The 2,418-nt window shown below is 59.6% G+C and carries 1 protein-coding gene; it reads left to right on the top strand.

Annotated features, from left to right (window positions below; all coding sequences use genetic code 11):
* Window positions 1–319: 319 nt before the first annotated feature.
* Window positions 320–2,083 (top strand): hypothetical protein, encoded by a 1,764-nt coding sequence (locus DDZ14_RS19110; protein WP_109426562.1) that lies wholly within the window; start codon window positions 320–322, stop codon window positions 2,081–2,083.
* Window positions 2,084–2,418 lie beyond the last annotated feature (335 nt).

Genomic DNA, 2,418 nt, shown 5'->3' on the forward strand with positions numbered 1-2,418 from the left:
GCGACAGCCTCTACCGTCACATCTTTGACGCCTACCAAGCAGGGCCTGAGGGCATCTACACCGCCGCCTGACGTTTAGGTTCCACCATTCCAACTAAAGCCTTCGGCTTCCTGTCAACGACGACGTGGAAGACTGACGCTTTACTCACTACAGCAACATCAAGGAACCACCCATGCTTCTGACACCCGTCAGGGCCTCGGCGCCCATTACTATAGCTTCATCCTCCCTCCACGACCCCCCTATAGTACAATCTCCCATAAGACTTACCCTTCAGGGAAACTGTACTACCCCTGCCCAAACCACCCTATCTGACGTTGCAATGCGTAGCTTGAAGACTGAGTTCGACCGCATCGGGCACTACCCCTCCCATGGTCAGATAGACGCATTGCGTGGCGTGGTCGGGACGCTGGAAGCTATGGCCGAGCGTCTCAGCAACGACGTGGTCTACCTGTCCAGCCTCGACCCCGGGGTCGGGAAGACCATGTCTGTCATCCACTTTGTCCAGACGTTGTTGAACTCACCAAGCCATCAGCATGTTGGTGTCTTGATCTGCTTTCCCCGGATCGACGAGATACACAGGGTGGTCTACGAGATGGGTCTTGCTGAGACCGACTATGCCGTCTTCACGCAGGACCCGACTGCCAATAGCTTGTCTGCAACAGCGGCTAATGAGGCCCGTGTCCTCTTCACCACCCATCAGATGGTGTCTTCCCGCTGCCGTGGGCGTCGCTTCGTCGAGGTTGAGGCGTTCCACTTTATGGCTTCACCTCGGGAGGTCCGTATATGGGACGAGGGGATGCTACCCGGAGAGGTGGTCTCCGTCTCGACCGACGATGTGGCTTCCCTGCTGAAGCCTGCCCAGAGATACCTGCCACCACTTGCCGAGTGTCTGGAGGTTCTCAAGGCCGAACTGCATCAGCGGAACCCGGGCGACACCTTCCAGTGGCCAGACCTGGAGGTTTCCTGCGAGCTTCATAGGACAGCCGTCGTTGACGCCATGCGGCACGATCTCAGCGATGCTCAGGCCAAGGCGTTGGACGCGCTGCGCTGGATGTCGGGAAAGGTCGTCAGGATCGCCAACCAGAATGGTCGCATCAGAACAGCACTCGACATCCGAGACACGCTGCCAGATGACTTCGCCCCGGTCCTCGTCCTCGATGCATCCGGACGGGTCCGTAGCACATATGACCTGTGGGAGAAGCGAAGAGGCGACCTCGTAAGACTGAAGTCGGCGGCTAAGGACTACTCGGACTTGACTGTCAACGTCCTCGACCGTGGCGGTGGGAAAGACAGCTGGCGGAGGAACGAAGAGGGCCTCCTGTCTGAGGTCGCCATGATGATCGACACCAAGCCCAGCGAACCGTGGCTCGTGATCCACCATGGAGACGCTTGCAATGGCAAGTTCCCGCAGGCCTTGCGCTCCCGCCTCGCCACAGATGTGTCGCGCGTCAGCTTCCTGTCCTGGGGTCAGCATCAGGGAACCAATGACCACGCCGACATCCCCAACGTCGTTCTGGCGGGTACGCTCTTTCTGCCTGAGAGCGCCTATCAGGGTCTGGCCCATCTTTGCTCGGGCACGTCGGTGAACGAGGAACTCTCTGACGAGGTGATCGACATCATCCGCATCGGAGAACACCGCGACCTGGTCTTGCAGGGCCTCTGCCGTGCGTCTGTCCGTGGTAGCAACGGGGCGAGGTGCCGACCTTGCAACGCCTACATCATCGCCTCGAAGGGGTCTGGCATACGCAAGGCTCTGCCTGAGGTCTTTCCCGGTTGCCGGGTCTCAAGCTGGAAGCCGAGGGGTAAGCAGTTGAAGGGCAAGGTGGCTGAAGCTGTGGTTCACCTGGAGCGGCGCCTCCGTGCCGACCCTCAGACAGTGATCACCTTCGCCGATCTAATGAGAGTCACGCGGTATGCTAACAAGGCGAACTTCAATAAGCGCATCCGCAGGCATCCAGACTTCATCGCGGCCAGAGAGAGACTTGGGTTGAACGAGATGGCTACCGAGGGGGCGAAGCACGACAACGCGCTGCAGCGACCTTTCGGACCTGATCCCGATGCAACCTATGTCGCGGACCTTTAGGGGTCATACACCTGAGCGCCCTATTGATTGGTACGCCTTGGGACTTCCCCCCATGGGCACGGCGAACCCACCCTGGGGGCCAAGGCTTCAAACACAAGCAAGAGCAAGACATGCGGGCAGGCAGAAGATGTGAGTGCGCCCCCGCTGGGAACCGCAGCAAACCGCTGGGGGTACTCATGGGTCACAGAGGCCACCGTAGACCAAACCGTAGACCAACGGGTGCCCCTTGACGAGGATTCCACCTTCCGGATACCCCTTGTTTCATTGAAGGGAAGCCCATCGAGGGTGCCTGTAACGGGAATAGAACCGGGAGCCACAGCAGCCCCCGGGCACCA

Source organism: Maritimibacter sp. 55A14, from assembly GCF_003122205.1.
GTDB lineage: Bacteria > Pseudomonadota > Alphaproteobacteria > Rhodobacterales > Rhodobacteraceae > QEYE01.

What these genes read in the sequence shown, in the direction of transcription:
- DDZ14_RS19110 (WP_109426562.1), top strand. Translation starts at nt 320, where the DNA reads ATGCGTAGCTTGAAGACTGAGTTCGACCGCATCGGGCACTACCCCTCC.